A 26,072-nucleotide genomic window follows, 5' to 3' on the forward strand; every position below is an offset into this window, starting at 1 on the left:
GGCGCGCCGTACCCTTCCAGGGTGACACCGCAGTCCCCCGCCCGCACCGCCGCGGCGCCCGCCTACACCGAGCGGCTGCGCCTGAACTGGTGGCTCTGGCCGGTCGCGCTGATCGTCGTGGCGATCCTCGGCGTCGAGCTGCTCCTCGGCTTCCCCGCCGCGCCGTTCTGGGTGCCGTTCGCCGTGCTGGCGCCCCTGACCGTCGCCGGGCTGCTCTGGATCGGCCGCATCCGCGTGGAGGTCGCCGAGGGCGAGTTCCGGGTCGACGACGCCCGGCTGCCGGTCGGCTTCGTCAAGGACGTGGTGGCGCTCGACACCGAAGGCAAGCGCGAGGCGCTGGGCGTGGGCGCGCACCCGTTCGCCTTCGTCATCCAGCGCCCGTGGATCGGCCCGGCCGTGCAGGTGCTGCTCGACGATCCGGCCGACCCGACGCCGTACTGGGTGATCAGCACCCGGCACCCGGTCGAGCTGGCGACCGCGCTGCTCACCGCCCGCGACACCGGCCGCGGGCAGGGCCCGGCCTAGCCGTCGATCACGCGGCCCTTGCGCAGGTCCTTCTGGATGTGCTCGCCCAGGTTGCGGGTCGCCCGCCGGTTCAGATAGCCGGCCACCGCGGCGCCGGTCAGCAGCGGGCCCAGGGTCGTGAGGTTGCGCCCGAACCGCTTGAGCAGCGTCGTCTGCAGTTCCTTGCGGGCGGCCGTGCCCAGCACGGTGGCCACCCCGACGCCGGGCACCAGCGGGTTCACCCCGCGCTGCTGCGACCAGGACTGCACCAGGGCGGCGGCCCGCTGGCCGATCCCGCCCCGGACGGGCCGGCCGTAGATCTCGTGGAGCTCGCCGATGAGCTTGAGCTCGATCGCGACGACGCCGATCGTCTCGGCGGCGAGCAGGATGGGCGCGGACAGCAGGGTCGGCGGGGCCACCCATTCGATGGATGCGACGCCACCCCCGGCGGCGCCGACGCCGGCCGTCGAGCGCGCGGCGTTGCGGATCAGGCGCTCCGCCAGGTCGTCGTCGCTCAGGCCGGGGAAGTGCCGGCGGAGCGTCTCGACGTCGCGGACCGGGACGTGCGGCGCCACGTCGGCGACCACGTCCGCCATCCAGCGCGCGGCGGCCTTGGGCTTGAACATCTGGCCCATCCCCCGGCGGCGGATGTCCGCCACGAGCCGGCCGAGGAGCTGCCGGCGGCCGGCCGGCTCCAGATCGTCGGCGGTGAGCGCGGCCACGGTCCGCCCGAGGTCGGCGTCGGCCGCGCTCAGCTCCTGGCTCCTCGCAGAGGTGTGCTCCAGGGCCGGCGGCGTGCTCGCCTCGGCAGGGTGGTCCGTTCCGCTCATCGTCGTCCTCCCGCTGTCGTGACCGGGCTCATCGCTTCATGGTGATGCCCGGTGTCGACCCGGGGTCAAACCCCCGGCAACGGCCTGACGCCCGACCACGTACCGCGGCCGGGTGGTGGTGCACTGCGCGAGCGCCCGGTCAGGCGCACTCGCGGCAGATCAGCTCCCCGTTGCGCTCCGCGGCCAGCTGGCTGCGGTGATGCACCAGGAAACAACGAGCGCAGCGGAACTCGTCCTGCTGCATCGGCAGCACCTTGACGGTGAGTTCCTCGTCGGCCAGGTCGGCACCGGGAAGCTCGAAGCTCTCCGCCACCTCGACCTCGTCGACGTCCACTGCACCCGACTGCGAGTCGGCTCGGCGGGCCTTCAGCTCCTCGAGGCTGTCCTCGCCGAGGTCGACCTCATCGCGACGCGGGGCGTCGTAGTCGGTGGCCATCGGTCTTCACTCTCCTGTATCGATGTGTCACTTGGCGTTAGTAACGCCCGCGACGTTGTTTCGGTTCCCGGTTCGGCCGGACGATTTCCGACACTGCCCCTGACTTGCCAAACTCCCCCGGGCGAGCGCGGAACACTACCGCCGTCGCGGCACTGTTGTACGCGCCGGGGCGGCCCATTGTTCCCGATGTGACCGAGGCGACATCAAAGTAGGGGTACCAGGCTCTGGATCATCGTCAACGCGCCGGAAGTATTCCCTGTTTCCGCATGCCTGGCGCACAGACGCTAACCTCTCGACAGGCCCCGTCCGTTCCCCGGCGGGCGCGACACCCCGGCTGTGCCACATTCGCGAACCACCTGGAGCCTGTCCCATGAGCTTTGCGCGCGTCCGAGCGCTCGTCGTCGTCGGCGTGCTTGCCGTGGCCGCGGTGGTGTTCGTCATCGTCGCGCTGGTCAAGGACACCCAGGGCGGCGCGACGACCGGTGCGGGGTGCCCCGCCGGCGCCCCCCGGGTGGACTTGCGCCTGCCCAACGACCCGGCCGAGGTCACCGTCAAGGTCTACAACGGCACCGAGAAGGCCGGGCTGGCCGACAGCGTCACCACCGAGTTCAAGAACAGGCGCTTCACGGTGCAGAAGCCGGCCGAGAGCAAGACCCGCTACAAGGGCGTCGCCGAGATCCGCTACGGCCCTGACACCGTCGGCAAGGCGCAGCTGCTGCGGGCGTACTTCCTCGCCCAGTCCAAGATGACCTACAGCGCCAAGCGCAAGGGCGCGGTCGTCGAGGTCGTGATCGGCAACCAGTTCCGCCAGCTCGCCACGAGCACCGAGGTCAACCAGTCGCTGGTCGAGGTCGGCGAGCCCACGCTGCCGCCCGGCACCTGCCTCAAGCCCGTCGACGAGAACGACAAGGACAGCTAGGCCGGGTACGGCCCTCAGGGGCCACCCGCGGCGTCGAGCTCGGCCAGTGCGTCGTGCAACGGTTCGAAGATCACCGGCGGCGCCGCCACGAGCATGTCGAGCCCGGGCGCGGCCCCGCGCAGCCCGGCGACCGTGATGCCCGCCTCCGTCGCGACGAGGCCGCCCGCGGCCCAGTCCCACGGGTTGAGGCCCTTCTCGTAGTAGCCGTCGAGCGCGCCCTCGGCGACCGCGCACAGGTCGAGCGCGGCCGCGCCCAGCCGCCGGATGTCGCGCACCTGCGGAAGCAGCTCGGCCACCACCCGGCCCTGGTGGGCGCGGCGCCGGGCGTCGTAGCCGAACCCGGTGCCGATCAGCGCCTGGCCCAGGCCCGCCGGCGCCGAGCCGCGCAGCCGCCGGTCGCCGCGCCAGGCCCCGCCGCCGCGGGTGGCCGTCCACTCGTCGCCGGTCGCCGCGTTGACGACCACGCCCGCGACCACCACGCCCTCGAGCTCCGCGGCGAGCGAGACCGCGTACTGCGGCAGCCCGTAGAGGTAGTTCACCGTGCCGTCGATGGGGTCGAGGATCCAGCGCACGGCCCCCGGCTGCGCCGTTTCGGAGGTGCCGTACTCCTCGCCGAGCACCCCGTCGCCCGGCCGGGCCGCCAGCAGCGCCTCGACCACCTGACGCTCGACCGCCTTGTCGGCCGCGGTGACCACGTCGGTCGCGGTGCTCTTGGTGCCGACGTCGCCGATCGCCCCGGCCCGCATGCGCCGGGCGGTGGCCGCGGCCTCCCGGGCGACCCGGACCGCGAGATCGAGCAGAACAGCGGGTGTCGATGGGGCCCGATCGGCCGCAAACTGGTTCACGTGTATGCCCTTTCCGCCGCTACCATTCTCCCGCCGGAGGTCACCGGCGAGGTCGGCGGGGGCCTGCGGCGTGCTGCGGCGGGAGGATCTCGCTCGACGGCGCTACAATTCACCCCTGCCCACCGCTTCACGGACACCGAGCCTCGATCGTCCGCGTCCCGGGGGTCCCCACACCAACACCGGCCAGCCTCCTCGCCGTGCGCTGCGCTGGGCTCATGGCCGTGCTCAACCTCATCGCCTCCGGAAGGTCTTTCGTGACAGAAGCCCACCAGAACGGTGCCGACGTTCGTTCCCTCACCGAGGCCCTGATCGCTCATGCCCAGGGTGCGGGCGGGCAGCTCACGTCGGCCGAGGTCGCGCACACGCTCGAGTCCGCCGAGGTCAATCCGGCTCAGGCCAAGAAGATCCTGCGCGGCCTCGTCGACGCGGGCGTCACCGTGGTCGTCGACGGCTCGGCGAGCACCCGTCGCAAGGTCGCCGCCGCCCGCGCCGCGACCCCGGCCTCCAAGGCCACCACCGCCAAGGCCGCCCCGGCCCGCAAGGCGCCCGCGCCCGCCCCCAAGCAGGCCGCAGCCGCGCCCGAGGCCGGCGAGGAGCCGCCCGCCGTGGCCGCCTCCGCCGCGGCTGCCAAGAAGGCGCCCGCCAAGAAGGCCGCCGCCGCCAAGGCCGTCCCCGCCAAGAAGGCCGCCGCTCCCGCCAAGGCCGGCAAGCCCGCCGCCCCCGGCGAGGAGGGCCCCGCCGACGGCGAGGAGATCGATCCCGAGGAGCTCGCCGCCGAGATCGAGGACGTCGTCGTCGAGGAGCCGGCCGCCATGGTCGAGGCCGCCGCGACCGACGCCGCCAGCTCGGCCACCGACGGCGACTTCGAGTGGGACGACGAGGAGTCCGAGGCGCTCAAGCAGGCGCGTCGCGACGCCGAGCTCACCGCCTCCGCCGACTCCGTCCGCGCCTACCTCAAGCAGATCGGCAAGGTCCCGCTGCTCAACGCCGAGCAGGAGGTCGAGCTCGCCAAGCGGATCGAGGCCGGCCTCTACGCGGCCGAGCGGCTGCGCGCCTGCGACGAGGGCGAGGAGAAGCTCGAGCGCAACCTCGAGCGCGACCTGCGCTGGATCGGCCGCGACGGCGAGCGCGCCAAGAACCACCTGCTCGAGGCGAACCTGCGTCTGGTGGTCTCGCTGGCCAAGCGCTACACCGGCCGCGGCATGGCGTTCCTCGACCTGATCCAGGAGGGCAACCTGGGTCTGATCCGCGCGGTCGAGAAGTTCGACTACACCAAGGGCTACAAGTTCTCCACGTACGCCACCTGGTGGATCCGCCAGGCCATCACCCGCGCCATGGCCGACCAGGCCCGCACCATCCGCATCCCGGTGCACATGGTCGAGGTCATCAACAAGCTCGGCCGCATCCAGCGCGAGCTGCTCCAGGACCTGGGCCGCGAGCCCACGCCGGAGGAGCTGGCCAAGGAAATGGACATCACGCCCGAGAAGGTCCTCGAGATCCAGCAGTACGCCCGGGAGCCGATCTCGCTCGACCAGACGATCGGCGACGAGGGCGACAGCCAGCTCGGCGATTTCATCGAGGACTCCGAGGCGGTCGTCGCGGTCGACGCGGTGTCGTTCTCGCTGCTGCAGGACCAGCTCCAGCAGGTGCTGCAGACGCTGTCCGAGCGCGAGGCGGGCGTGGTGCGGCTGCGCTTCGGCCTCACCGACGGCCAGCCCCGCACGCTCGACGAGATCGGCCAGGTCTACGGGGTCACCCGCGAGCGCATCCGCCAGATCGAGTCCAAGACGATGTCGAAGTTGCGACACCCGTCCCGCTCCCAGGTTCTGCGCGACTACCTGGACTAGGGGCGTTCGGTCAACATAACGTGCCCGAATGGTCACCACCCGTACATCGTCGGGTGGTGATCAGACCGTTGTGCAGAAGTGATCGTTGACGTGGCACCCTTGGATCACGGCACACTTAGCCCAGCACGTGTGACCTCGGTCCCCCCGGGGCACAGTGGGAAGGCCGCAACGGTGCAGGGTGTTGCACGATGTGAGCAGTAGCCGAGGAACATGTTCATCGGTTCGAACAGAGGAGGAAGGCGATGACCCCGACTCTCACGCCGCCGGCAGGTAGTGTGGCCGGCCCCGCAGCCGATGAACGGTGCGACCGCTGCAATGCAGCAGGAAAGCTCCGTTTGACCCTGGCTGGTGGCAGTGAGCTGGTGTTCTGCGGACACCACGCCAACCGTTACGCCGAGGACCTGGTGAAGATCGCGGTGCAGTACTCGGCCGACCCCGAGTTCACCTGGCGTGGCGCCGACAAGATGCAGAGTTCCAACTGAATCTCTTTCCCCCGACGAGCTAGGCCTTGAAAGGGGCGCCCACGGTGTGGGGCGCCCCTTTTCCATGCCCGCGCCGGCGGCCCCCAGCGGGCCGTCAGGACGCCTCGGCCGGTCCGGGGTCCCAGAGGTGCTCGACGGTCGTGTTGAGCGCCTTGGCGACCTTCAGGGCCAGATAGACCGAGGGCGCGTAGTCGCCCGTCTCCATGGCGATGATGGTCTGGCGGCTCACCTGCACGGCGCTCGACAGCCCCGCCTGGGTCAGGCCGACCTCCTTGCGGGCGGCCCGGATGCGGACCCCGGCTGTGCCGTCCGCCTCCGGAGCGCGCACCGGCCCCGCGGGAGGCGCCATCAGTCCTCGTCCACGGCGAGGGCCTCGAGGCGGCGCCGGCGCCGGCTCGTCGCCACCTGGATGCCGAGGCTGATCGCGCCGCCGAGGACGGTGCCGAGGGCGGCGCCCTTCCAGGTGGAGCCCTGCGGGTCGTAGGCGTGCAGGGCCCCGACCATGAAGACCGCGTAGGGGATGCCGCCGATCAGGCCCCAGAAGACCCGTTTGGCGCTCCAGAAGCGCGGGAGCGTCTCGACCTGCCGACGGCGCACGTAGGCCGTGCAGAGCAGCATGGGGATCATCAGGGCGACCAGCACGACCGCCAGCGGGATCACCGACGAGCGGCCCAGCGTCCACACCAGGACGACCGCGGCCCACGGGACGGCGAGCCACTGCATGGAGGCGGCGGCGGACATGCCCTCGTACCACCGGAAGCGCTCGCGCTCGTCGCCGTACATGTCGCCGTCACGGTCGAGGTTCCACTGAATGACCCGGTCGAACAACGTCGTCGTCATGCGTCCATCATCGGGTCAAGTCTCCTTGACAGTCAAGAGGACTTAACATCAAGAAGACTGGACACCTGAAAACGGCCGCTCAGAGCGTCTGGATCGTCGCGATCCGCTCCTCGAGCTGCTCGATGGTGGCCTGCGCGCTGGGCGGCCCGCCGCAGAGCCGGCGCAGCTCCGCGTGGATCTTGCCGTGCGGCAGGTTGGTGCGGTGGTGGTGGGCGGCGACCAGGGTGTTGAGCTGCCGGCGCAGGCTGTTGCGCCGCTCCCCCGCGGTCATCGGCACGGGCGCCTCCCGCTGGGCGGGCGCGGGCGCGGCGGCGGCAGCGGCGGCCGAGGCACGCTTCTGGGCGGCCAGCTGGTCGGCCTGCCGCTTGTTCAGCAGCACCGACACCTGGTCGGGCGTGAGCAGGCCGGGCAGGCCGAGGTATTCCTCCTCCTCGGCCGTGCCGGTGCGCGCGCCCGTGCCGAACGAGGTGCCGTCGTAGATGACCTGGTCGAGCTCGGCGGTCGCCGACAGCGCCTCGAAGTGCTTCTCCAGCGCGCCCTCGGCGTTCTCCTCGCGCTGCGCCCGCTCGAGCAGGTCGTCGTCGAGCCCGTCCTTCTGCTTGGGCAGGCCCAGCACGTGGTCGCGCTGCGCCTCCATCTCGCTGGCCAGCCCCAGCAGGTGCGGCACGCTGGGCAGGAACACCGTCGCGGTCTCGCCCTGGCGGCGGGCCCGCACGAAGCGGCCGATCGCCTGGGCGAAGTAGAGCGGCGTGGAGGCGCTCGTCGCGTACACGCCGACCGCGAGCCGGGGGATGTCGACGCCCTCGGACACCATGCGCACCGCGACCAGCCAGCGCTCCTGCGAGGCGGCGAACGTCGCGATCCGCTTGGAGGCGCCCTCGTCGTCGGAGAGCACGACCGTGGCGGGCTCGCCGGAGATCTCGCCGATGAGCTTGGCGTACGCCCGGGCGGTCTGCTGGTCGCTGGCGATGATCAGCCCGCCGGCGTCGGACATGCCGTGCTCGCGCAGCTTGCTGAGCCGCGCGTCGGCGGCCCGCAGCACCTGGGGCATCCAGTCGCCGCGGTGGTCCAGAGCCGTGCGCCAGGCCTGGGCGATCAGGTCCTTGGTCATCGGCTCGCCGAGGCGGGCGGCGAGCTCGTCACCGGCGTTGGTGCGCCACCGGGTCTCGCCCGAGTACGCCATGAACAGCACCGGCCGCACGACGCCGTCGCGCAGCGCGTCGGAGTACCCGTACGTGGAATCGGATCGCGACCGCTGCAGGCCGTCGTCGCCCCGCTCGTAGGTGACGAACGGGATCGGGTTCTCGTCCGAGCGGAACGGCGTGCCGGTGAGCATGAGCCGGCGCACGGCGGGCTCGAACGCGGCCTTGACGCCGTCGCCCCAGCTGCGCGAGTCGCCGGCGTGGTGGATCTCGTCGAGGATCACCAGCGTGGGGCGGGTCATCGTGCGCCGGCGGTGCACGGCAGGGGCCATGCCGACCTGGGCATAGGTGAGCACGGCGCCGTGGAAGTCGCGCGAGGAGTGCACGTCGGCGTTGCGGAACTCGTGGTCGAGCTGGATGCCGACCCGCGCCGCGGCGGACGCCCACTGCACCTTGAGGTGCTCGGTGGGGCAGACCACGGTGACCGCCTCGACGGTGCGGTCGGCGAGCAGCTCCGCGGCGATCCGCAGAGCGAAGGTGGTCTTGCCCGCGCCGGGGGTCGCCACCGCCATGAAGTCGTCGCTGCGGCGGCGCAGATAGCTCACCAGGGCCTTGCGCTGCCAGTCGCGAAGTGGCGGGAAGGTCTCCAGGTCCGGCAGTTTCGGGCTCAAGCTGCGTCGATCCTTCCCAGGCAGAAAACAACCCCCGGCACTTGGACCGGGGGCGGCAACCAGCATAGCCGCGACGGCGAGCCGGGCGCGGCTATGCGCAGCGGTGGCGAGGTCAGTGCTGCATCGACTCGTAGATCTCCTTGCACTGCGGGCACACCGGCGAGCCGGGCTTCGGCGACTTCGTCACCGGGAACTTCTCGCCGCACAGCGCCACGACGTACGTGCCCATGACCGCGCTCTCGGCGATCTTCTCCTTGCGCACGTAGTGGAACATCTCGGGCCCGGTGTCGGCGTCCTTGGTCTCCGGGCGCTCCAGGATCTCCGTGCTCACGACATCTGCCTCTCGGTTGACGATCTCGTCGGTGGGTGCGCTGCCGGTCCCCCCGGCCTCGACAGCTCCAAGCTCCAACCCGCAAGTCTGACAGCTCACGCCGAACCGGTCCAACGGCAAACGCGCAGGCGGGCCCCGTACGGTAGCTGGCGTGACTGACTTCGCAATTCGCTACGGCGAGCACGTGACCCGCGCCCGCCGCGAGGGCCGGCCGGTGGTCGCGCTGGAGAGCACGATCATCTCGCACGGCCTGCCGCACCCGGACAACCTGCGGGTGGCGCGCGAGATCGAGCAGACCGTGCGCGACCGGGGCGCCGTGCCCGCCACCATCGGCATGATCGGCGGCGAGCTGACCGTCGGCCTCGACGACGCGCAGATCGAGCACCTCGCGCTCGCCGAGGGCGTGGCCAAGCTCTCCGTACGCGACCTGGCCGTCGCCGCCGCCCGCCGGGCCGACGGCGCCACGACCGTCGCCGCGACCAGCGCCGTCGCCGCCGCGGCGGGGATCGGCGTGTTCGCCACCGGCGGGCTGGGCGGCGTGCACCGCGAGGCGAACGTCACCTTCGACGAGTCGGCCGACCTCACCACGCTGGCCCGCACCCCGATCGTCGTGGTGTGCGCGGGCGTGAAGTCGATCCTCGACGTGGGGGCCACGCTGGAGCGGCTCGAGACGCTGGGCGTCGCCGTGGCGGGCTACCGCACCCGGCGCTTCCCCGGCTTCTTCATCACCGACGGCGGCTTCGACGTCGACTGGGAGCTGGACTCCCCCGAGCAGGTGGCCGACGTGATCCGGGCCCGCTCCGACCAGAACGCCGGCGCCGGCGCGCTGATCCTGGCGAACCCGCTGCCCGCCGACGAGCAGCTCGACCCGGAGCTGCACGACCGCACCCTGGCCGAGGGCCTGTCGCTGCTGTCGCGCGGCGGCATCACGGGCAAGGCGGTGACCCCGTTCCTGCTGAGCCACTTCCACGAGAGCACGCAGGGCAGGAGCCTCGAGGTCAACGTACGGATCATCCTGCGCAACGCGGAGCTGGCCGCCCGGATCGCGGTCGCCACCGCGTCGTCCGCCACGGCCCCGCTCGGCTTCAGCGTCCCTGCATGATCCGTCCCTGCATGATCGTCGTCGTCGGCGACCTGGTCACCGACGTGCTGGTGGCGCACGACGGGCCGATCGAGCCGGGCTCGGACACGGCCGCGGCGATCACCGTGGGCGGCGGCGGCCAGGCCGCGAACACGGCCGCCTGGCTGGCGCGCACCGGCCGGCCGGTCACGCTGGTCGCCGCGGTGGGCGACGACCCGGCCGGGCGGGAACGGGTGGCGGAGTTGACCGCGGCCGGGGTGCGCTGCGCGGTGCGGGCCCATCCCGGCGCGGTCACCGGCAGCGTGGTGGTGCTGGCCGGCCCCGACGAGCGGACGATGATCACCGATCGGGGCGCGGCGCTGCTGCTCGACCCCGCCGACGTACTGCGGGCGATCGACGCGGCCGGCGCCACCCACCTGCACCTGTCGGGCTATCCGCTGCTGCACGAGGGGTCGCGTCCGGCGGGTCTGCAGGCGCTGGCGGCCGCCGCCGGGCGCGGGATGACGACCAGCGTGGACGCGGCCTCGGCGGCCCCGCTACGGGCGGTGGGCGCGGAGGCCTTCCTGGGCTGGGTGCGCGACTGCGACGTGCTGCTGTGCAACGCGGATGAGGCGGACGTGCTGGCCGGGGATGGTCCGGCGCAGGAGCAGGCCCGGCGGCTGACCGCGCATGCGCGCAACGTCGTCGTCAAGCAGGGCGCGGCCGGGGCGACCTGGGCCGGCCGCGACGGTGTCGTGCGGGCCGTGCGGCCGGAACGCGTACGCATGAAGGACCCGACCGGAGCCGGTGACGCCTTCGCGGCGGGGCTGCTCGCGGCCTGGTGCGCCGGGGAGCAGCCGGAGGCCGCGCTGAAGGCCGGAGCCGCGCTCGGCGCCGAGGCGGTCTCGGCGATCGGCGCGCGGCCCTAGCGTTTGTCGCGGCCCTCCGCATGCGCCCAGTCGGTGGGCTCGAGGTCGATGGTCAGGTAGTCCTGCTGCTCGGCGGAGTGCTGCGGCAGCGTGGCCTGCGGCTTGGAGTCGCGGGCGAGCGCGTCGGCGGCGCGCTCCTCCTTGGTCTTGGCCGGGCGGTCGTTGGCGATGAGCACGGCCGCCCAGGGCAGGAACACCATGCCCGCGGCGCACAGGATCAGCCAGAGAGCCAGTAGTGGTGGATGGACACTGACCAGCACCGCGCCGGCGATGACGCACAGAGCGCGGATGGCCATCATCGATACGTAACGGATCTGCCGGCTGCGGAACTGGTCGTCCTGACTGCGAGCGGCGTTGGTGATGAGCACCGCTCGGTCCGGCTGCTTCTTCACGATGGGGTCTCCGATCGACCCCCCATACTTGCACCGTTCTTGATGCGTTGCCCACCACTGCCGGAGCTAGTCGTCGGCTCGTGCCTCGAGCCGGGCGATCACGTCGTCGGCCAACTGCTGGAGCAGTTCGACCGAGCCGGGCGCGAAGTCGCGCGGCTGCACGTCGAGGGCGCACAACCCGCCGACGACGTGCCCCGCCCGCGACACCAGGGGCACACCGATGTACGCCCGGGCGCCGTCGATCGTGACCAGCGGGTTGTCCCGCCAGAGCGGGTCGGCGGTGAGGTCCGGGATCGCCCGCGGGGCGGGGTCCGAGACGAAGGGGCGGCAGAAGGCCCACTCGATCGGCGTGCCGGCCGCTCCGGCCAGCCACTCCGGCACCGGGCCCTGGACGGCCACGAAGATCTGCGCCTCGTCGAGCAGCACGTCGACGAGGGCGATCGGTGCGCCCAGGCGTTCGGCGGCCTCCTCCACGATCTCCTGCAGGTAGGGCCGGGACAGCTCCCTGTCCAGGCCGAGCCGGGCCACCTCGCGCAGGCGGTCCCGGGCGCGCAGCCGGCTGCGCTCGACCGACGTCATGATCCGATCCCGGAGAGCGCGTCGAACGTGATCGCGCGGACCTTCAGCGACCGGCCGGTGACCCGCATCAGGTCGCCGGTCTCCATCAGGTGCTCGGCGACCCGGCGCAGGTCCGAGACCGCCTCGACGGGCCGCGGCAGGTACAACGCGCGGCACGAGATGTCCCACAGCCCGGCGGCCGTTCCGGGGCCGACCAGTTCGCCGAGCGCCTCGAGGGCGGCCTCCTCGGTGGGCGGCACCAGTCCGTATTCGTCTGTCTTAGCCACAGCAGACCTCCTCGCTTCGTCAGAAAAGCTCGATGATCGGTGAATCGTCCTGGACCACGGCGGTGCCGGCCTGCTCCCCGTGCGTGGCCCGCTGACGGGCCATCACGTGCTTGCTCTTGAGGGCGTCCAGCGAGATGGTGCGCTCCTGCACGGCCTCGGCGGCGAGCGCCCCCTCGGCGTACCCGATGACGTCCTCGGCCTGACGCTTGACCTGGCCGACCGCGTCCTGCACGTGCTCGAGCATCTGCCGGCTGATGTCCTGGAACTGGACGTGGCCCACGGCGCCGGTGGTCTCCGCGGTCAGCGCGTCCGAGCTCTGCTCGACCTGACGGGCCGCGGCGATGGTCTCCTGCAGGATGCCGGAGACCATGGCGGACATCTCCCGCTGAGCGTTCGCGATGCCGGACAGCCGCCGGGTCATCGCGGTGTCCCCCGCCGGGATGCCGACCTCGACGTTCTCCTTGTCGAACTGGGTGTCGTCGGACAGCACCGCGTCGAGCCGGGCGGTCAGGTCGGCGATGCTGCTGCCGATGCCGTTGGCCGCCTTGGCCGAGCGGTCGGCGAGCTTGCGCACCTCGTCGGCGACCACCGCGAAGCCCTCGCCCTTGTCGCCGGCCCGGACCGCCTCGATCATCGCGTTGAGCGCGAGGATGTTGGTGGCCCGGCTGACCTCCTCGATCTGGCTGACGTGCTGCTTGAGGCCGCGCATCTCCTCGACGAGCCCGCGGATCTGCTCGTCGCGGTACAGGAAGTACCGCACCAGCCGATCCACGAGCTGGTCGTTCGACGACGTGACCTGGCCCAGCTCCGCCTCGGTGCGCCCCAGCGTGCCGGCGAGCTGGGCGACGTCGCCCGCCATCACCTCGGCCAGCGAGTCGACCTTGATGAGCTGCCCGACGATCGACTCGGCGGCCTCGCCGGTCAGCGCGATGACGTCCGCGACATGACCGTCGACGACCTCGCAGAAACCGGGAACAGCCCGCAGAGCCTCGGCGACGACCTCCGCCCGCACCGCCGGCTCGCCCGGGACGGCGGGCGGCGGCGTACGCCGGCTGAGAAGGCTGGGCATGGATACCTCCGGTGCGGGTGACACTCTGCTAACGGATTTCTCGGGCCGGTCAGGCGCCGGGGACGACCTGCTTGATGACGCCGAGCAGCTGCTCGGGGCCGACCGGCTTGACCAGCCAGCCGGTGGCGCCGGCGCTCTTGGCCTCGTTGCGCTTGGTCTGCTCCGACTCGGTGGTCAGCATCAGCATCGGGGTGAACCGCATCCCGGGCGCCTTGCGCGCCTCGCGGACGAACGTGATCCCGTCCATCTGCGGCATGTTGACGTCGCTGATGATCAGGTTGGGCTTGACGCCCTTGGCCAGCTTGTCCATGGCTTCCTTGCCGTGGCCGGCGGTCTCGACGGTGTACCCGGCCTTGGTCAGGATCGACTTCAGGCTCATCAGCATGGTGGCGGAGTCGTCGACGAGCATCACAGTGGTCATGGAGGTTCGCTTTCCGGTTGGGCGGTCCCGCTGCTCCCCCTGAGCAGAGGCATCACCTCCGTCGCCAGGAAGGCGTTGGTTGGTGACGAGGTAATCCTCGGCTGGAAAAGCAGCAGGGCCTGGAGCGCCCCGGTGTGCAAATGGTTGCATCGCCTCAGGTTGACCTTCGGCTTGTCGGTGGCCCGCAGCCAGGCCACCAACGCCTCCACCTCATCCACGGTCACGACGTCGGTGAGCGTCGCGGTCGTCTCATTGAGCTCGAGCGGCAAGGCTGAGCACCTCCTTCATGTTCAGCACCAGCAGCACCAGGCCGTCGCCGAGCAGCGCCGTGCCGGAGAACTCGTTCGCGTACGCGAGCAGGCCCTCCATGGGCTTGAGGATGACGTCGACCTCGCGGTGGAACTGCTCGACCAGCAGCCCCACCCGCTGGCCGTGCAGGCTGACGATGAGGATCGCGCGGTCCGCGGCCGGATCCGGCGTCCACGGCATCTCCAGCGCCCGGGCCAGGTCGATCACGGGCACCACCTCGCCGCGCAGCACCACCACCTCCTGGTGCAGCACCCGGCCGATCTCGCTGCCGGGCACCCGTACGGTCTCGACCACCAGGTCGACCGGGATGCCGAAGCGCTGGCCGGCCACGCTGACCACCATGACCTGAGTGACCGCCATCGACAGCGGCAGCCGCAGCCGGGTGGAGGTGCCCTGGCCCAGCTGCGAGCGCATGGTGACCGTGCCGCCCAGCTTCTCGACGCTGGCCCGTACGGCGTCCATGCCCACGCCGCGGCCGGACAGGTCGGACACCTGGTCGGCGGTCGAGAAGCCCGGCCGGAAGACGAGGTCGACCGCGTCGGCGTCGCCGAGGGTCTCCAGCTCCTCCTCGGTGATCAGACCCTTCTCGTACGCCTTGCGCTTGACCTTGGCGGGGTCGATGCCCCGGCCGTCGTCCGCGATCTCCACGATCACGGCGTCGCCGTCGGCCACCGCGGTGAGCGTGATCCGGGCCGTCGGCGACTTGCCCGCCGCCACCCGCTCGGCGGGGGTCTCGAGCCCGTGGTCGAGGCTGTTGCGCACCAGGTGCACCAGCGGGTCGCCGAGCGCCTCGATGACGTCCTTGTCGGCCATCGTGTCCTCGCCCTCGGTGACCAGCTCGACGGTCTTGTCGAGCCGGCGCGAGAGGTCGCGGATCAGGCGCGGGAACCGGGAGAACGCCACCGACAGCGGCAGCATCCGCACGTCCATCACGGCCGCCTGCAGCTCCTCGGCGATCCGGTGCAGGCCCGAGTACTGGTCCTTGATCCGGCGCCCGAGCACCCGGCTGCCGAACTCCTCCTCGGCCGCGTCGGCGAGGAAGGTGAGGCCGTTCTTGGCCACGTTGAGCTCGCCGACCAGCTCCATCAGGTGGTCGACCTTCTCCTGGTCGACCTTGAGGATGCGGGTGCCGACCTGGCCGCCCGGGTCGTCGGCGCGGCCGCGGTCGACCGGCGCGGGCGGGGGCGCCGCGACGGGCGCCTCGGGTGGCGGCGGTGGGGTGTCGCTGAGCAGCGTGGCCACCCGGGCGGTCAGCGTCTCGACGTCGGGCTCGGCCGTGTCGACCGGCATGCCCAGCGCGGCCGCGGCGGAGGCCACCGAGTGCGCCACGGCGGCCAGCCGGGGGCCGGTGGGGGCGTCGACGCTCAGCGAGCGCTGGGCCGCGGCGAGGATGGCGTACGCGTCGCGGGCGAGCTCGAGGTTGGCGGCCACCGCCTCGGCGACCGGGGCCGCGGCGGCCTCCGCGACGGGCGGGGGCGGCTCCTCCCCCGCCAGGTGGCGGCGGATCGCCTCGCCGTCCAGCTCGACCGTCTCGACCTGGTCGGGGACGTAGCGGAGCAGGTGGTTGAGCTCCCCCATCGCGGCCCGGGTCGCGACCACGAAGCCGACCAGGCAGGTGTACTCGTCGTAGTCCTCCGGGGCCGGCCACTCCGCCGGCTGGATCAGGCCCAGCTTGGCGATCGCGGGCACCTGGCTCATCAGGTGCAACGGGTCCTCGGCGCGGAAGAAGCAGCCCTCGTCGGGGGTGTAGCGCACGAAACGCATCGTGGCCGACGTGGTGGTCAGCCAGGTGGCGGTCTCCTCGAGCCACTCGGCGTCGAACAGGTCGAGCCAGCCGGGCGCCGCGTCGATCCGCGGCCCGGCGGGCTGAGCCGGGCCGGCGGCGCTCTCCGGCGCGGGATCGCCGCCCAGCGGGCCCCGCAGCTTGGTGATCAGCTCGGCGGCGGCGGGCCCGGCGGTCGCGGGCAGCCGCTCGTGCGTGGTGACGTGCGCGAGCCAGCCACGGATCAGGTCGAACGCGGCCAGCAGGTCGTCGGTCATGCCGGAGTCGAGCGCGAGCCGCCCGCCGCGTACGGCGTCCAGCAGGTCCTCGGCGGCGTGCGTCAGCCGGGTCAGCTCGGGGAAGTCGAACAGCCCCGAGGAGCCCTTGAACGTGTGCGCCGCGCGGAACACCTCGTTGACGAGCTCGGGGTCACCCGGGTCGCGCTCGAGCTGCAGGAGGCCCTCGTCGACCTGGACGAGCAGGTCGGCGGCCTCCGCGAGGAACTGGGCGAGCAGCGGGTTCATGCGGCGACACCCGCGGTCAGCATGCGGGCGACCCGGGCCAGCCGTTCCGCGTTGACCGGCTTGACCATGTACAGGTTCGCCCCGGCCGCGTACGCCCGGTCGGCGTCGCCCGGCCGGTCCTCCGTGCTGATCATGAGGATCGGCGCGGGGGTGCCCACGGTCGCGGACCGCAGCGTCTCGACGCAGGTGTAGCCGTTCATCTTCGGCATGTTGACGTCGATCACGAACAGGTCGAACGCGGTGCTCAGCGCGGCCTCCACGGCCTCGAGGCCGTTGGCCGCCTCGGCCGTTTCGAAGCCGGCGTCCGTGAGCAGCGTCGTGTGGTAGAGCCGCACCGTCGCGGCGTCGTCGACCACGAGCACCTTGGGACGGGTCTCGGTCATCGGTTCGCTCCGCTCGGTCGTTGGTAGACGATGCCCTCGGGCAGGCGCGTGGGCGTGAAGATGGGCGAGATGCGGCTCATCGACTCGGAGTGGCCGAGGAACAGATAGCCGCCGGGGCGCAGGGCGCCGTACAGGTTCTCGGCCGCCCGCCGGCTGGACAGCTCGTCGAAGTAGATGAGCACGTTGCGACAGAAGATCACGTCGAAGTCCTTGAACGGCCGCATGGACGCGGTGTCGGTGACGTTGACCTGGTGCAGCGTGACCGCGCCGCGGACGCCCTCGTCGAGCTGGTAGCGGCCCGCGCCCACGGAGGTGAAGTACTTCTGCCGCCACGCCGGCGGCACCCGCTGCAGCGACCGGTCGCCGTAGCTGGCATGGCCGGCCCTGGCCAGCACGTCGCTGTCGATGTCCGCGCCGTGGATCTCGACGTCGATGTGGTCGATCTGATCCCACTCCTCGAGCAGGCGCAGGGCGATCGAGTACGGCTCCTCGCCGGTCGAGCAGGGCAGCGACAGGATCTTGACGGGACCCACCATCCGGTTCGGTCCGCCCCGCATCGACAGCACGTCGGGCAGCACCGTCTTGATGAGCGAGTCGAACTGGTAGTCCTCGCGGAGAAAGTACGTCTCGTTGACCGTGAGCTGGTTGATCAGCTCCTGCAGCAGGTCGGGCCGGTCGCTCAGCCGCAGCGCCGCGAACCACGAGGCGAAGCCGGCGAACCCGCCCTGGCGGATGCAGGTGTCGATGCGCTTGTCGACGAAGTACCGCTTGGACTCGCTGAACTGGATGCCGGTGCGCTTGTAGAAGTACTCGCGGAACTTCTCGAAGTCGGCCGCGGTGAGCCCGGCGCCGGCCGTGGCTGAACTGGTCATCCCACCGCCGCCTCGACCGTGAACCGCAGGAACGGGTCGTCGGGGAACCGCCCGACGGCCTCGCGCAGCAGCTCATGGTGCTCCGGGCCGAGCGACGGGAGCAGCGCGTCGATCGCAGCTGTCACGACATTCGGATGCGGATCGTCGCGGATCATGTCGGTGAGCCAGGTGAGCGAACCCGGGTGCGGCAGGTCGGCGAGCACCATCGCGGTCATCACCCGTACGTCGTGGTCCGGGTCCTCCAGCAGCCGCGGCACGATCGCCGGCACGGAGCCCGGCATGGTCGCGAGCGTCTCGGCCACCGATGTGCGCAGGTCGGCGTCGTCGCTGGCCAGGTGGACGGCGAGCGCCTCGGCTACCTGGTCGGTGTCGTGCGCGGCCAGCGTGGTGAGCATGGCGTCGCGTACGGTCTTGGCGCTCTCGCCGGCCACCCGGTCGAGCAGGGCCGGCACCGCCTCCGCCACACCGTCCAGACCCAGCGCCGCCTCCCGCCGCCGGTCCGGGTCCGGGTCGTCCAGCTGCCGCAGCAGCGTGTCGGCCGAGGGTGCGGTCGTCTCCTGCTCGGCTGATGGCTGATCTCGGCGTACGAGTCCCATGGTTCTCCTCCTCGGTGCCTGCGCTTGTGCGCCTCAGCGGACCCACTCGGCCAGGCGCTCGGCGATCGCGTAGGACGGCAGCACCTCGGTGGCGCCGCCCCGGCGGGCGAGCTCGCCCGGCATGCCCCAGACCACGGCGGTCTCCTCGGCCTCGGCGATGGTGCGCCCGCCGCCCTCACGCACCAGCGACATCTCGGCTGCGCCGTCGTCGCCCATCCCGGTCAGCAGCGCGCAGACCAGGCGGTCGTCGGGGATGTGCCGGCGCGCCGAGGCGACCAGCCGGTCGACGCTCGGGTGCCAGCGGTACTCCGCGCCCGCGGGGACGCTCTTGACGATCAGCCCGTCGGTGCGCCGGGCCACCACCACGTCGTTGCTGCCCCGGCCCAGATAGATCGAGCCGGGCCGGACCGTCATGATCCGGTCGACCTCGTGCACCCGCAGTTGGCACGTCTCGTCGAGACGCCGGGCCAGCGTGGCGGTGAACGAGGCCGGGATGTGCTGGGCGACCACCACCGGCGCGGACAGCGTCGCGGGCAGCAGCGGCAGCAGTTCGCCCAGCAGCGCGGGGCCGCCGGTCGACGATCCGATGAGGACCAGATCGGTCTGCTGCGCCCGCGAGGCCCGCACCGGTTCCGGCGCCGGAACGGCCTTCTTCATGCGGGCCGACAACCCGCGCGCCCGGCCGATCCGGGCGCCGGCGGCCGCGCGCACCTTGCCGGCGATCTCGGTGGCGACGTCGCTCATGTTCAGCGACACCGTGCCGCCGGGCTTGGCGACGTAGTCGACCGCGCCCAGCTCCAGCGCCTCCAGCGTGACCAGCGCGTTCGCCTCGGTCAGCGAGGACACCATCACGACCGGGGTGGGCCGGTCCGCCATGATCTTGGCCAGGCAGGTGAGACCGTCCATCTCGGGCATGTTGACGTCGAGCGTGACCACGTCGGGTTGCACCCGGTCGAGCTGGTCCAGGGCGTCGGCGCCGTTGCGCGCCGTGTGCACCTCGAACCCGCCGGCCTCCTCGAGGATGCCCTTGATCGCCCGGCGCATCAGCGCGGAGTCGTCGACGACGAGCACGGATGTGGCAGCCATGGTGCTCCCGGGTTCAGGCGGGCACGAGGTCGTCGCAGGCCCCCTGGAGGACCTCCTCGAGCGCGGTGGTCTGGTCGGCGGCGAGCAGCTGGTCGACCTGCACCAGCAGGAGCATCCGCTTCTGCTCGGGCAGGTTCGCGACGCGCGAGACCACCCGGGCCTGCTCGGCGGAGAGCTCCGGGGCCGGCTCGAGCACGTGCCGGCCGACCCGGCCGACCTCGGCCACGGAGTCGACGATGAAGCCGGTGCGCATCCCGCCGATGATCAGCACCACGATCCGCTGCCGTTCGTCGCGGTCGACCCGCGGCAGCCCGAGCCGGGTGCGCAGGTCCACCACGGGCAGCACGGTGCCGCGCAGGTTGACCAGGCCCTCGACGAAGTCGTACGAGCGGGGCACGCGGATGAGCGACTCCGGCACGCGGATGATCTCCTGGACCGTGTCCACGTCGACGGCGTACTCCTCGTTGTCCAGCCGGAAGACGACGAACAACTCCTCGTCGCCCCGGCCGTCGTCGGCTTGCTGTTCCTCGGCCATCGGCGGACCGTCCTCCCCGTCCTGGTGCTCGGCGATCTCGTTGCGGACCTCCGGCGAGTCGAACATGCGGTTGACGTTGAGGACCGACACCAGACGCTTGCCGTCCTCGAGCCGGCAGACCGACTCCACCTCGCTGCGGCGGCCGTCACCCGCCATGAACGTCGGCAGCGGCGCCACCAGCTGGTGCGGGACCCGCAGCACCTCGCGCACGGTGTCCATCACGACACCCACCACGCCGCCGTCGAGCGAGACGACCACGATCCGGTTCTTCGGCTCGATCGGCGTGACCGGCAGCCCGAACACCCGGCGCATGCTCACCACCGGCAACAGCCGCCCGCGCAGGTCGATCACGCCCAGCACCCGGCTGCCGGAGTTGGGCACGTGGCTGACCGTCTGCGGGGCCTGCACGATCTCCTGCACCTGGTCGATCGGCAGCGCGTACTCCTGGCCCTGCACGGCGAAGCTGACCAGCTCGAGCGTGTCGTCGCTCTCGCCTTCGTCGTCCTCCGGGACGGTCCGCTCGGCCGGGCCGCGGGCCGCCTCCCGCGACGCCGCGGCCTCCGCCAGCCCCTGGAACTGGCTGCCGACCAGCTCGTCCACGTCGAGCACGCTGGTCATCTCGCCGTCGCCGGACTTGATCACCCCGACCAGCACGTCGGAGCGGACCGTCGACTGCACCGAGTCGGCCGACTCCAGGGCGGACGCGTCGATGCTGATCACGCTGGCCACCCGGTCGACCACGAAGCCGAGGGCCAGGCCCCCGTCGACCACGATGACCCGGGTGGTCTCGTCGTGCTCCGCGTCGAGCATGTCGCAGCACTGCCGCAGGCTGACCACCGGGAGCACCCGGCCGCGCAGGTTGGCCAGCCCCTCGAGGGCCGGCGGGCCGAGCGGCACCCGCACCACGGCGGGCATCCGGATGATCTCCTTGACGCGGTTCATCGGGAAGGCGTACCGCTCGCCGCCCATGTCGAAGGTGACGTAGTCGGTGTTGACGTCGTCGACGCCATCATCGTCCTCAGTGGTCATCGCGCTCACCCGTTCTGCAGCTCGTCGGCGAGCGCCGCGATCTCCTCCACCGCGGCGGCCAGCTCCTCGGCGCCCTGCGCCTGCTCGCGGGCCGCGGTGGACGCCTGCCCGGCCAGCTGCTCGGCCTGGTTGGCGGCCGTCGCGATCTGCTCCAGACCGGTCTTGACCTCGCCCAGCACGCCGACGATCTGCTGCGCCGACTCGCGCACCTCGTCGTTGCCCGCCCGCACCTGCTGCATGTCACGCTCGATCTCCGCGAGCCGGGCGGTGGTGGCCTTGGCCGCCTCCGCCTCCGCGAGCGCCTGCCGGCTGGTCTCCTCGAGGTCGCCGCGCACCTCGTTGATGCGGTCCTGCACCGCCTTGACGAGGTCCTTGATGCGGTCGGCGTTGTCGGCCGAGTCGCGGGCCAGGTTGCGGATGTCGGTGGAGACGACCGCGAAGCCCTTGCCGAACTCGCCCGCGCGGGCCGACTCGACCGAGCCGTTGACGGCGAGCATGTTCGTCTGGATCGAGACGTTCGCGATCGCGTCGACGATCTTGTCGATCCGGCGGGAGATCTGCTCGAGCTCGGTCACCTTGCGGACGTTCTCGATGCCGTCGCGGGCCGCCTGGCCGATCGCGTCGATCATCACGTCGACCGACGTCTTGTTGACGGCCAGCAGCTCGAGGATGGCGTCGGAGCGCTCGACCGCGGTGGCGCCGCGCTCCGACGAGAGCTGCGCGCCGCGCTCGATCTGCGTGACGGCCTCGGCGGTCTGCTGACCCTTCGCCGCCGCCGTACGGGCGCCGGCGTTGATCTCGCTGATCGCGGTGTTGATCTGGACGGCCGCCCGGTTGATCTCCTCGACCGCCGCGGACAGCTCCTCGGCCGCCGAGGCGACCTCCTCCGCGCTCTTGGAGATGTCGGTGCTCGAGCGCAGCGTCTCCGAGACCTCGGCCAGCGACTCGGCCGCCTGCTCGCTCTGCCGCAACGCCTGGGTCTGCTGGTTGACCGTCTGCAGCGACTCCTCGCACGCGGCGGACTGCTGCTCGGCGGCCGCGGCGATCTCCTCCGACCGGCTCTTGGCCAGGCCCGCGGCCGCGCGCGCCTGCACCGCTGCCGTGGCCATCTCGGTCGCCCCGGCCATGATCGAGCCCATGTCGGCACGGATCGTCTCGAGCTGATCCGTGATCGATTTGCCCTTCTCGACCTGGTCGCGGGCGGTCTCCGCCGACGTCTGCACGCCGGAGGCGATCGTGGTGACGCTCGCGCGCACCTCGTCGATCAGGTCACGGATCTGCCGGGCGCTGCGCTCGCTGGTCTCGGCCAGCGTGCGCACCTCGTCGGCGACCACCGCGAAGCCCTTGCCGTGCTGGCGGGCGCGGGCCGCCTCGATGGCCGCGTTCAGCGCGAGCAGGTTCGTCTGGTCGGCGATGTGCGCCACCGTCTTGACGATCTCGCCGATCTCGTCGGCCTGCTTCTCCAGCTCGGTGATCGTCACAACCGAGGCGGTCTGCCGCGTGGACGCGCTGTCGACGTTGGCGAGCAGGCCGTTGATTCCCGTACGGGTCTCGTTGAGCAGGTTCTGCAGGGCCTGGCTCAGCTCGGCGACCTGCCGGGTGGTGGATTCCTGGCGGCTGACCCGCTCCTCCACCTGGTTCATGGCGGCGAGGCTCTCCTGGGTGGCGCCGGAGGCCTGCTCGGCGCCCGCGGAGATCTGCTGCATGGACTCCGTGAGCTGGCGGGACGCCTCGGCCGCCTCCGCGTTCTGGGCGGAGATCTCGGCGGTCGCCGCCGCGATGCGCTCGGCGGCCTGCTGCTGCTTGGCGACCGACCGGGCCTGGCGGCGGCTCGCCTCGGTGTCGCCGCCGCCTCGCGGTGGGCGGGTCGACGCCGGGGCGGCGGCGGCCGGGCGGGTGGTCGCGGCCCGGCCGTTGGCGGTGCTCGTGGTCAAGGGCATAGGGGTGCACTCCCCTCTCGTGGGATCTGCCGTACGCAAGGAGCGTCAGCGACTCCGGTGGCGCGGCCGCCGCGTTGGGGCAGGTAGCGCGCCCGTCCGACGGGCTTGAATCACCTGAGTCGAATCCTGGCACCGCCACACGGGGCGGCGAGGCGATTTCGACGCATTCGCGCGTCGTTGTTCGGCCCGACTTTTCCCACGTAGTCCCACTCGTCACGGCCGTCCCCCGACGCCCTCCAACCACGCCCTCCCACCCCGTGCGGCGTCTCCACACCGCCCACAGCAGACACCCACGCCCCGGCCCGCACGACGCCCCTATTCCGGGCGCCCGCCCCCGCGCCGTCAGCCTTCCCCGCGCCACCCGCCCCGCGCATCGCCGGCCTTCTCGGCGCGCCGACCTCTGCGCGTCGCCGGCCTTCCCCGCGCCGCCAGCCCGCGCATCGCCAGCCTTGCCGGCGCGCCGACCTCTGCGCGCCGCCCGCCTTCTCCGCGCCGCCCGCCCTCCGCGCGTTGCGCGCTTTTCCGAGCCGCCAGCCCTCTGCGCGTTGCACGCTTTTCCGCGCCGCCAGCCGTCTGCGCATCGCTGGACTTTCCGCGCCGCCAGCCGTCTGCGCATCGCCAGCCTTCTCCGCGCCACCAGCTCATTGCGTGTCGCTGGCCTATCCGCGCCGCCGACTCATTGCGCGTCGCCGGTCTTACCAAGCCACCAGCCCTCCGGGCGACCACCAGCCCTCCGCGAGTTGCGCGCATTTCCGCGCCGCAAAGCCTTCGCCGCCGCCCGCCCTGCGGCGCCGCAAGCTCCTCCACGCGGCGCAGCCTTTCCGCGGCGCAGGTCCTCGCCGCCCCGCCCGGACCTTCTCCGCCCTCCGGCCGTCTCCGCGTTGTCGGCGTTATCCGTGCCGCCGCCCGCTCCGGCCGGACGTCGCGTCGTCAGCCTTTGGCGGCGGCCTTCATTTCCTTCTTGTAGGCGCGCACCTTGCCCAGCGACTCGTCGTCGACGATGTCGGCCACGGACTTGAACGAGCCCTCCTCGCCGTATCCGCCCGCCGCCTCCCGCCAACCGCTCGGCTGCACCGCGTACTGCTTCCCGAGCAGCGCCACGAAGATCTGCGACTTCTGTTTGCCGAACCCCGGCAACGACGCCACCCGCTTGAGCAGCTCGTTGCCGTTCTCGACCCCGGCCCACAGGTTCGCGGCGTCCCCGTCGTACCGGTCGACCAGCGCGCGGCACACCTCCTGCACCCGCCCTGCCATCGACTTGGGGAACCGGTGCAGAGCCGGCGGCTTCGCGAAGATCGCGACGAGCTCGTCGGGATCGAACTCCGCGAGCTCGACAGCGGTCGGCGTGTGCCCCAGCCGCTGCGCCAGCACGTACGGCGAACTGAACGCCTTCTCCAGCGGAATTTGCTGGTCGAGCACCATGCCGATCAGCAGCGCCAGCGGGTCGGCGGACAGCAGCTTGTTGGCCTCGGCGTCGATCGGCAGCGAAAGCGTCATGGCGCTCATCCTCGCAGGCCGACCGGCGCCCGCGCTGCTCCGAGCCTCCGCCACTCATCGGATCATCGCAGACCTCCCTCGTAGGCGGCGATCACGAGGTGCGAGCGGTCACGACCGTTGAACTTGGCCAGCAAGCGGTTGACGTGCGTCTTGACCGTCGAGATGCTGACGCCCAGGTCGGCGGCGATCTGGTCGTTCGAAAGCCCGCGCGCCACCAGAATCAGCACCTCCCGCTCGCGGCCCGTGATGTGCGGCAGCGGCGTCACCTGCCTCTCGGGCATCTCCACGTACGCGTCGATCAATTGCCCCTGAGCCGTCGGCGCCAGCAGCCGGCCGCCCTCCGCGACGTGCCGTATGCCGGCGATCAACTCCTCGGGCAGCGCCTCCTTCATCAGGAAGCCCTGCGCGCCGGCGCGCAGCGCGCCCAGCACGTACTCCCGCAGGTCGAAGGTCGTCAGCACGATCACCTTGGTGTCGAGGCCCGGGATCCCCTGACAGATCTCGCGGGTCGCCTCGATCCCGTCCATGTCCGGCATCCGGATGTCCATGAGCACGATGTCGGGATGCTCCCGCCGCACGACCTCGACGGCCTCGCGTCCCGTACCCGCCTCGCCGACGCAGACCAGTCCGGGCGTGTGGTTGATGAGCAACCGGAAGCTGCCCCGCACCAGCACCTGGTCGTCGGCCACGACCACCCTGATGTCGCTCATGGCGCGTACCGCATCGTCGTCGTCACCGCCCACCCGCCGTCCGGCCCCGGCCCGGCGCTCAGCCTCCCGCCGAACTGCGCCGCCCGCTCGCGCATCCCGATCAGCCCCTGACCCTGTCCCTGCGCCGACCCCTCCTTCACGGGATGCTGGGAGCCGTTGTCGGTGACGCGCACACTCACCTCGCCGCTGCGCACCACGATCTCGACGCGACAACGGGTCGCTCTCGCATGCCTGACCACATTGGTCAGAGCCTCCTGCACGAGCCGATAGACGGAAAGCGCGACGTCGCCCGGCAGATCGTCGAGTGATGCCGCGTCCTCCGCGCGGGTGTCGAGCTCCACGGTCAGCCCGGTCGAACGCGCCCCCTCCACGAGCCCACCGAGATCCGACAGCCGCGGGACCGGACGCATCGCCGCCTCGGCGCGGATCACACCGAGCGCCCTGCGGATCTCGCCCAGCGTCTCGCGGCTGGTGGACGCGATGACCCGCAGCGCCTCGCGCATCTCCTCCGGATGCTCGTCGCCGACATGGTCGGCGATCGTCGCCTTGACCGCGATCATGCTCATGCTGTGTGCGACGATGTCGTGCAGTTCGCGCGCGATGCGCAGCCTCTCCTGCTCGACCGCCAGCACGGTGGCCTGCTCGACGCGCGAGGCCGCATGGGCACGGCGCTCGCGAACCACCCGCCCCGTGGCCCAGCAGGCGCCCGCCACCCACGTCACCAGGCCGGTGCCCAGTACGTCGTGCGAGGTCGCCCCGAAGACTGCCGCGACGACGACCGCGGTCATCACGATGACGGGCAACGAGCGGCGCCGTCCGATTTGGAGGCCGACCGTGTAGAGGGCGAGGCCCAGCGACACGATCGGCGCGCTGCCCGCGTAATAGGGAACAGCACCGGTGCCGACCGTGAACGCCGTCGCGGCGAGGACAGCGGCCACCGCGGCGATTGGCCACACCCGACGGACCGCCACCGGCAGCCCCAGGACGAGGCCGATGAGGAAGGAAGCCCACCCGGGCTCGAGCCAGCCCGGCTGCGAGCCGGCCGGCGGCTCGCTCGCGGCATAACCGCAGAGAAGCACGGTCGCCGCGGCCAGCAGGCCGTCGACGGCAAGCAGCTGGCCACGGCTGAGCCTTCGGATGAGGAAGGAGGGCGTAGCGGCAGTCACGCCGGGGACGCTATCCAGTCGACAGGATCCGGCGCGTCAACCCAGGGTTCGATTTTTTGCCCCGGCCGCTCCGAACCCCGGTTTGACGACATCCGAGCCG

At 71.8% G+C, this 26,072-nt stretch carries 29 protein-coding genes; 6 read left to right on the forward strand and 23 right to left on the reverse strand.

The annotated features are described in order from the left end of the window. Positions 1–21 precede the first annotated feature (21 nt). Positions 22–525, forward strand: coding sequence for a DUF3093 domain-containing protein (locus ACSNN8_RS05470; RefSeq protein WP_436647299.1), 504 nt, complete (start codon positions 22–24; stop codon positions 523–525). On the opposite strand, the gene ACSNN8_RS05475 is transcribed toward ACSNN8_RS05470, so the two are convergent. Next, positions 522–1,334, reverse strand: coding sequence for a hypothetical protein (locus ACSNN8_RS05475; protein WP_436647300.1), 813 nt, complete (start codon positions 1,332–1,334; stop codon positions 522–524). The genes ACSNN8_RS05470 and ACSNN8_RS05475 overlap by 4 nt on opposite strands. A 139-nt stretch (positions 1,335–1,473) precedes the next feature. Further along, positions 1,474–1,770, reverse strand: coding sequence for a DUF4193 domain-containing protein (locus ACSNN8_RS05480; RefSeq protein WP_436647301.1), 297 nt, complete (start codon positions 1,768–1,770; stop codon positions 1,474–1,476). Between the two features lie 370 nt (positions 1,771–2,140). Between ACSNN8_RS05480 and ACSNN8_RS05485 the strand changes: the two genes are divergently transcribed. Next, complete coding sequence (locus ACSNN8_RS05485) at positions 2,141–2,689, forward strand: LytR C-terminal domain-containing protein (protein WP_436647302.1); 549 nt, start codon at positions 2,141–2,143, stop codon at positions 2,687–2,689. A 14-nt stretch (positions 2,690–2,703) separates the two neighbouring features. Here the strand turns inward: ACSNN8_RS05485 and ACSNN8_RS05490 are convergent, their stop codons facing one another. Next, the gene (locus tag ACSNN8_RS05490; RefSeq protein ID WP_436647303.1) at positions 2,704–3,534 is read right to left on the reverse strand and encodes an inositol monophosphatase family protein; all 831 of its coding nucleotides are present in this window, start codon (positions 3,532–3,534) and stop codon (positions 2,704–2,706) included. A gap of 215 nt (positions 3,535–3,749) precedes the next feature. On the opposite strand from ACSNN8_RS05490, the gene ACSNN8_RS05495 reads away from it, so the two are divergent. Both ACSNN8_RS05495 and ACSNN8_RS05500 read left to right on the forward strand, forming a co-directional pair. Beyond that, positions 3,750–5,381 carry an RNA polymerase sigma factor gene (locus tag ACSNN8_RS05495; RefSeq protein WP_436647304.1) on the forward strand — a complete coding sequence of 544 codons (1,632 nt, stop codon included), beginning with the start codon at positions 3,750–3,752 and terminating at the stop codon, positions 5,379–5,381. A gap of 242 nt (positions 5,382–5,623) precedes the next feature. Continuing rightward, on the forward strand, positions 5,624–5,863 hold the full coding sequence (locus ACSNN8_RS05500; RefSeq protein ID WP_436647305.1) for a DUF7455 domain-containing protein: 240 nt from the start codon (positions 5,624–5,626) through the stop codon (positions 5,861–5,863). A 94-nt stretch (positions 5,864–5,957) separates the two neighbouring features. Here ACSNN8_RS05500 and ACSNN8_RS05505 read toward each other — a convergent pair whose 3' ends face one another. The 4 genes from ACSNN8_RS05505 to ACSNN8_RS05520 all read right to left on the reverse strand — a co-directional run bounded on the left by ACSNN8_RS05505 (position 5,958) and on the right by ACSNN8_RS05520 (position 8,847). Then, positions 5,958–6,212 carry a helix-turn-helix transcriptional regulator gene (locus ACSNN8_RS05505; RefSeq protein ID WP_436647306.1) on the reverse strand — a complete coding sequence of 85 codons (255 nt, stop codon included), beginning with the start codon at positions 6,210–6,212 and terminating at the stop codon, positions 5,958–5,960. Then, entirely contained in the window at positions 6,212–6,703 is a 492-nt protein-coding gene (locus ACSNN8_RS05510) for a hypothetical protein (RefSeq protein WP_436647307.1), read from the reverse strand. Before ACSNN8_RS05510 ends, ACSNN8_RS05505 begins: the two co-directional genes overlap by 1 nt. Before the next feature lie 79 nt (positions 6,704–6,782). After that, entirely contained in the window at positions 6,783–8,516 is a 1,734-nt protein-coding gene (locus tag ACSNN8_RS05515) for a DEAD/DEAH box helicase (protein ID WP_436647308.1), read from the reverse strand. Positions 8,517–8,628: 112 nt separating this feature from the next. Continuing rightward, complete coding sequence (locus ACSNN8_RS05520) at positions 8,629–8,847, reverse strand: DUF3039 domain-containing protein (RefSeq protein WP_202990106.1); 219 nt, start codon at positions 8,845–8,847, stop codon at positions 8,629–8,631. 151 nt (positions 8,848–8,998) lie between these two features. Here ACSNN8_RS05520 and ACSNN8_RS05525 point away from each other — a divergent pair, with 151 nt between their 5' ends. Then, positions 8,999–9,949, forward strand: coding sequence for a pseudouridine-5'-phosphate glycosidase (locus ACSNN8_RS05525; protein WP_436647309.1), 951 nt, complete (start codon positions 8,999–9,001; stop codon positions 9,947–9,949). Then, positions 9,946–10,836, forward strand: coding sequence for a carbohydrate kinase family protein (locus ACSNN8_RS05530; protein ID WP_436647310.1), 891 nt, complete (start codon positions 9,946–9,948; stop codon positions 10,834–10,836). Before ACSNN8_RS05525 ends, ACSNN8_RS05530 begins: the two co-directional genes overlap by 4 nt. On the opposite strand, the gene ACSNN8_RS05535 is transcribed toward ACSNN8_RS05530, so the two are convergent. The 16 genes from ACSNN8_RS05535 to ACSNN8_RS05610 all read right to left on the reverse strand — a co-directional run bounded on the left by ACSNN8_RS05535 (position 10,833) and on the right by ACSNN8_RS05610 (position 25,972). Continuing rightward, complete coding sequence (locus tag ACSNN8_RS05535) at positions 10,833–11,228, reverse strand: DUF3099 domain-containing protein (RefSeq protein WP_436647311.1); 396 nt, start codon at positions 11,226–11,228, stop codon at positions 10,833–10,835. The two genes, ACSNN8_RS05530 and ACSNN8_RS05535, sit on opposite strands and share 4 nt — an antisense overlap. A 66-nt stretch (positions 11,229–11,294) precedes the next feature. Then, positions 11,295–11,807, reverse strand: coding sequence for a GAF domain-containing protein (locus tag ACSNN8_RS05540; RefSeq protein WP_436647312.1), 513 nt, complete (start codon positions 11,805–11,807; stop codon positions 11,295–11,297). Beyond that, positions 11,804–12,073: a hypothetical protein gene (locus ACSNN8_RS05545; RefSeq protein WP_436647313.1), complete on the reverse strand. Its 270-nt coding sequence runs from the start codon at positions 12,071–12,073 to the stop codon at positions 11,804–11,806. Before ACSNN8_RS05545 ends, ACSNN8_RS05540 begins: the two co-directional genes overlap by 4 nt. Before the next feature lie 19 nt (positions 12,074–12,092). Beyond that, on the reverse strand, positions 12,093–13,142 hold the full coding sequence (locus ACSNN8_RS05550; RefSeq protein ID WP_436647314.1) for a methyl-accepting chemotaxis protein: 1,050 nt from the start codon (positions 13,140–13,142) through the stop codon (positions 12,093–12,095). Positions 13,143–13,191: 49 nt separating this feature from the next. Beyond that, positions 13,192–13,563 carry a response regulator gene (locus ACSNN8_RS05555; RefSeq protein WP_436647315.1) on the reverse strand — a complete coding sequence of 124 codons (372 nt, stop codon included), beginning with the start codon at positions 13,561–13,563 and terminating at the stop codon, positions 13,192–13,194. Beyond that, positions 13,560–13,832: a hypothetical protein gene (locus ACSNN8_RS05560; RefSeq protein ID WP_436647316.1), complete on the reverse strand. Its 273-nt coding sequence runs from the start codon at positions 13,830–13,832 to the stop codon at positions 13,560–13,562. Before ACSNN8_RS05560 ends, ACSNN8_RS05555 begins: the two co-directional genes overlap by 4 nt. Beyond that, on the reverse strand, positions 13,813–16,158 hold the full coding sequence (locus ACSNN8_RS05565) for a chemotaxis protein CheA (RefSeq protein ID WP_436647317.1): 2,346 nt from the start codon (positions 16,156–16,158) through the stop codon (positions 13,813–13,815). Before ACSNN8_RS05565 ends, ACSNN8_RS05560 begins: the two co-directional genes overlap by 20 nt. After that, a complete protein-coding gene (locus ACSNN8_RS05570; protein WP_436647318.1) occupies positions 16,155–16,541 on the reverse strand; it encodes a response regulator in 387 nt (128 codons plus the stop codon). The genes ACSNN8_RS05565 and ACSNN8_RS05570 overlap by 4 nt, the downstream gene beginning before the upstream one ends. Continuing rightward, positions 16,538–17,413, reverse strand: a complete 876-nt coding sequence (locus ACSNN8_RS05575) for a CheR family methyltransferase (RefSeq protein WP_436647319.1) — start codon at positions 17,411–17,413, stop codon at positions 16,538–16,540. Before ACSNN8_RS05575 ends, ACSNN8_RS05570 begins: the two co-directional genes overlap by 4 nt. Then, entirely contained in the window at positions 17,410–18,009 is a 600-nt protein-coding gene (locus ACSNN8_RS05580; RefSeq protein ID WP_436647320.1) for a HEAT repeat domain-containing protein, read from the reverse strand. Before ACSNN8_RS05580 ends, ACSNN8_RS05575 begins: the two co-directional genes overlap by 4 nt. 33 nt (positions 18,010–18,042) lie before the next feature. Next, positions 18,043–19,095, reverse strand: a complete 1,053-nt coding sequence (gene cheB, locus ACSNN8_RS05585) for a chemotaxis-specific protein-glutamate methyltransferase CheB (protein WP_436647321.1) — start codon at positions 19,093–19,095, stop codon at positions 18,043–18,045. 13 nt (positions 19,096–19,108) lie between these two features. Next, a complete protein-coding gene (locus tag ACSNN8_RS05590; RefSeq protein WP_436647322.1) occupies positions 19,109–20,659 on the reverse strand; it encodes a chemotaxis protein CheW in 1,551 nt (516 codons plus the stop codon). Between the two features lie 5 nt (positions 20,660–20,664). Continuing rightward, a complete protein-coding gene (locus ACSNN8_RS05595; RefSeq protein WP_436647324.1) occupies positions 20,665–22,599 on the reverse strand; it encodes a methyl-accepting chemotaxis protein in 1,935 nt (644 codons plus the stop codon). A gap of 930 nt (positions 22,600–23,529) precedes the next feature. Continuing rightward, positions 23,530–24,096 carry an HhH-GPD-type base excision DNA repair protein gene (locus ACSNN8_RS05600; protein ID WP_436647325.1) on the reverse strand — a complete coding sequence of 189 codons (567 nt, stop codon included), beginning with the start codon at positions 24,094–24,096 and terminating at the stop codon, positions 23,530–23,532. Positions 24,097–24,158: 62 nt separating this feature from the next. After that, on the reverse strand, positions 24,159–24,806 hold the full coding sequence (locus tag ACSNN8_RS05605; RefSeq protein WP_436647327.1) for a response regulator transcription factor: 648 nt from the start codon (positions 24,804–24,806) through the stop codon (positions 24,159–24,161). Further along, entirely contained in the window at positions 24,803–25,972 is a 1,170-nt protein-coding gene (locus ACSNN8_RS05610) for a sensor histidine kinase (RefSeq protein WP_436647329.1), read from the reverse strand. The genes ACSNN8_RS05605 and ACSNN8_RS05610 overlap by 4 nt, the downstream gene beginning before the upstream one ends. Positions 25,973–26,072: the final 100 nt, after the last annotated feature.

The sequence above is a fragment of the Actinoplanes sp. URMC 104 genome (genome assembly GCF_051386375.1).
Classification (GTDB): Bacteria; Actinomycetota; Actinomycetes; order Mycobacteriales; family Micromonosporaceae; genus Actinoplanes.